The organism is Flavobacterium sp. T12S277, assembly GCF_048514875.1.
Lineage (GTDB): Bacteria > Bacteroidota > Bacteroidia > Flavobacteriales > Flavobacteriaceae > Flavobacterium.
Map to the genome: position 1 here is coordinate 1 of NZ_JBLYEG010000047.1, position 4,111 is coordinate 4,111.

2 protein-coding genes and 1 pseudogene are annotated in these 4,111 nt (G+C 35.4%); all 3 read right to left on the reverse strand.

Going from position 1 to position 4,111, the window contains the following annotated elements:
* Positions 1 to 1,281, reverse strand: a pseudogene (locus ACN1CN_RS22565) (hypothetical protein); the annotation flags it as partial.
* 55 nt (positions 1,282 to 1,336) lie between these two features.
* Positions 1,337 to 3,001: a T9SS type A sorting domain-containing protein gene (locus ACN1CN_RS22570; protein ID WP_419137918.1), complete on the reverse strand. Its 1,665-nt coding sequence runs from the start codon at positions 2,999 to 3,001 to the stop codon at positions 1,337 to 1,339.
* 699 nt (positions 3,002 to 3,700) lie between these two features.
* Positions 3,701 to 3,946 (reverse strand): hypothetical protein, encoded by a 246-nt coding sequence (locus ACN1CN_RS22575; RefSeq protein ID WP_419137920.1) that lies wholly within the window; start codon positions 3,944 to 3,946, stop codon positions 3,701 to 3,703.
* Positions 3,947 to 4,111 lie beyond the last annotated feature (165 nt).

Below are 4,111 nucleotides of genomic sequence, written 5' to 3' on the forward strand. Positions count from 1 at the left end.
TGGATAGTAAATGGTTTTTAAAGCCCCTTTTTGGGTTTCGAAAAAATTTGGTTTTTTATCCGCATTGTAATTTGTTCTCTCAACTAAAAACGGGGTACTATTATTCGCGCCATTGGAAAATCCCCAATTATCTGTATTTTTGGGGTAATCGTAAATGGATTTAGCAAAATCTGGCAAATCTGTACCATAGTATTCAAAACCATGAAAAAATATATCATTTTTAATGATATTATCCAGTAAATTTCTCCTACCCGAATAACTAAAACTATAAGAATTTACAATTCTATTATTCATATCTCGAACTATCAGCTTATTGTAAACCTCATAATTGTTCAGTTTTATATAATTGAAAGTAATTTTGAAATTTTTATAGTTAATCGATTTTAAAATCTTTCTTTTTATAATGTCGTTAGTACACCCCTGGTTGTTTACATCAGGCACAGGAGGAGTACGTTTTTTAATTTGAAGACTCGCATAAAAATTGAAAGTCATAAAATTGTTGTCATCGTAGAGAAAATCGATTTGCTCACCATTATTTACGATAATCTTTGATAATTGCCAGCTCGAAGTATAAGCCGGAAGACCTTCCTCAAGAAAAGCATTGTATCCCTTAAATGGTTCATTGATTTCTTTCTGCTCAAAAAAATACTGATTTGCATTGGCATCCATTAAAACGAAACCTTCGATAACTTGATCGTTGTTTGCATTTCTTAGTATCTGAATTTTATTATCATGCATTGATAAAAAAGCCGGAGTTCCATCTGTGCCGATTTTAAAAGAAAAACGAATGCCATTTACACTTACATTATATTTATCTGCCTCCCCATCATAAAAATTTGAAGCCAATTTATTGGCTTCGTGATCCATAATCGCGCCATTATTATTAATGTAATTGTTTATGATTTGTTTCGTCGCTGCATTATTAAATCCTCTTGGGTGTTCGTCCGGTAAACCTCTAACTTCTCTGCTAACCACACCTCCCACACTTAATTGCCATCCCAATCCCATTATCGATGGTGTTTCTTCTAAGCGGTTTCCTCCATAATTATAACTTAATTGAACTGGCAGGCTAAGTTCTCCTACATTTCCAGTAAAGAGTTCTATATTCTTTTCTAATCTTCCATAAAATAAATTTACAGGAATCTCACCAAAGGTCCCCAATCGGGCTGCCTCCGGAGAAACCGGAAATGTTAACAAATCAGGATTTAATGTATTTTGCTGAGCATAAGCCGCAGTCCAAAAAACAAAAATTAATAAAAATCGGGATATTATTTTCTTCATATTTTTAAATTATTAAACTGGTATAACCAGTTAAACAAATGATTCCTTTGTGTTTTTAATGAACAGATTTAATCACTTTTACTGACTCCGTTTTAACATCTGTTCTGACTTTAATGATATAGATTCCTTCGGAATAACTACTCAGATTAACAGGTACAGTCCTGTTGTTGATATCAAACTCCTGTAAAGTACGTCCGCTGATGTCTATCAAAGAGGCGGTACCTTCTTTAAAATCATAACCAATAATAATGTTGGTATAGGTTGATGCAGGATTAGGTATGGCTTCGATACTGGCTTTTACTTTTTCAACCTTTGTTTTGTCTTTTAGTTTCACTACCCAGAAATCATTGCCTCCAATGCTGCTGTTTCGGTCTCTTGATGCAGCCGAGTTGGAAGTTCCTGCCATCAGATAACCACCGTCTCTGGTCTCGATTAACTTTCTGAGAATATCTTCTCCGGCACTGCCTACGGTTTTATTCCAGATTTCTTCTCCTTTATCGTCTATTTTCATGGCGATATAGTCGTTGATGCCTTCTTTTTCTTTGCTGACGGAGTTAAGTGCTTTGGCCACTATTCCTTCACGCGGGCGTCTGCTTTCACTTTGTGCGTAACCGCCAATGAGGTAACTTTGATCATTGTTTTCTACCAGAGAAGTCAGGATGTCAACCTTTCCAAAATCATAGGTTTTACTCCATAAAACACCTCCATCTTTATCGAGTTTCAAAATCCAGTAGTCAGTTCCATTGCCTACAATTCCTCCCATAGTAGTCAAAGCATTTTTACTATTGGAATTTCCTCCTGCAATATAACCACCATCGATAGTTTGGTGGATGACATAAGGCTGATCGTCACCCTCACCGCCATAAGTACTTTGCCATTGAATTTCACCGGTATCCGTTATTTTGATAATCCAAAAATCTCCTACTCCTTTATTGTTCTCTGTTTTATCACCTGAAACCGGAGAGTTAGAATAACCCGCCAAAATATAGCCATTGTCTGAGGTTTGTTCCATGCTTCTCAGTACGTCAGCATAAACTCCTCCATAGGTCTTTTGCCATTCCACATCGCCTTGTTTGTCCAGTTTGACAATCCAATAGTCCATATTACCACGGCTTTTTTCTGATTTGTTAAACTGATCTGCTTTTGTTGTTGGCTTGGAAATTCCGTTTGGTACCGCAAGTGCATTACCCGAAGGATCTGAGCTCGATGAGCCTCCTAACATATAACCTCCATCTTTGGTTTGAAAAGCACATAAGAGTTCATCCTTCCCTGTACCTCCAATCGTTCTTTGCCATTGTTCAGTACCTGAAGCATCTAGTTTTATCACCCAAAAATCAGTGATCCCTTTGCAACTTTCCTTTTTTTGAAAACCTCTTCCTGAACTTGAAGTTCCTGCAAGAATAAATCCGCCATCTCTGGTATTTTTAATACTCTGAAGCAAATCAAACCCCCTTCCTCCAATGCTTTTTTGCCATACCAAATCTCCTTTTTCACTCATTTTCCAGATCCAGTAATCGAGATCACCATGATTGTCGTCGTCTTTATTTCCGGTTTTGTTAGACAAAGAGCTCCCCGCCAGAATAAAGCCATAATCGGCCGTGGGCTGGGCGTCAAACAGGTAATCGGCATGTTGTCCGCCATATGATTTTTCCCAGAGAATGTCCTGGGAATAGCTAAAAAGGGGTAACGTAAATAAGAGTAACAGGTAACGTTTTTTCATAAACACTATAGTTGCATTTTTTTTGCGCGCGCAAAACTATAGGACTGAGTTCCTTTATCTTTACGTGTTTCCACATTTGCCCTTCTTTTATATAAAAAACAGGTATAAATACCTGTTTTTTATATAATCATATTCTTACTAAAAAAACATTTAAACAATTATTAGAATTAATGTTTTTATAAGTGTATGAGGCAAACAATTGTACTCACTTTACAAATGCTTTTTAGAGAGGTTTCTTGCAGAAGTTTAGAATACCTGCATATTAAGTATCAAACTTTATTACTGTAGTCTAACATAATTTTTCAAAAGAATACAAACTAGAAAATTTTAAATATTCGAAGAGAAGTTTGTCATGGCATTGAGCTTCAGGGAAGGACTCATCCTTAAGATATTCTGCCATTATTAAAGGAGTTGCAACACGATAAAATGACCCGAGTAAAAAAACTTTAGTACACGCTCTTGGTAAGATTGCTTACAAAAAGGCTGCATTCAGACTGTTATAGAAAATCTCAAAACCTGGAAAAATAAAGAATTGGTAGCTGATGCATTAGAAGAAATTATAGATGTACATCATCGTTATCGGGACTTTTCTTTTTTGACTCCAGAACAAGCAAAATCTTATATTGAACAAAACTATTGACAATTCAAAAGAGGCAAATCGTTTTTAATTCATTTAAAATCATTACTATAATTTACCTATTACAATAGTATAATAATACCATCAAGCTTATTCTCTTCAGAAAAAGTTTTGATAAAATTAAAGGCTTGTGTGCTTTTAGTATCGATTGACTGAAAATAGTGCATATAAAAATCCTCTCCTTCATCTTCAAAGTGAATGATGTCAGTATAGGATTGTGCAATAAGATTGCCTTTGAGTTTAAGAATTTTTCTGGCTGTAGGAGTATCTACCTCTTTTCTGATCCTAAAGCGTATAGTGGTATACATAGTTAGTTCTTCTGTCTTTTATTATTTAATATGTTTTAGGGTGCAAATTCCGGTTATATTGATCACCCCATTCCGTTTTAAAGTGAGCACCTGATTCCAGTTCAAAATGACCACCTAATTCCGGAGCAAAATGACCACCTCCGTTTTGATTAAAAACTATATTTT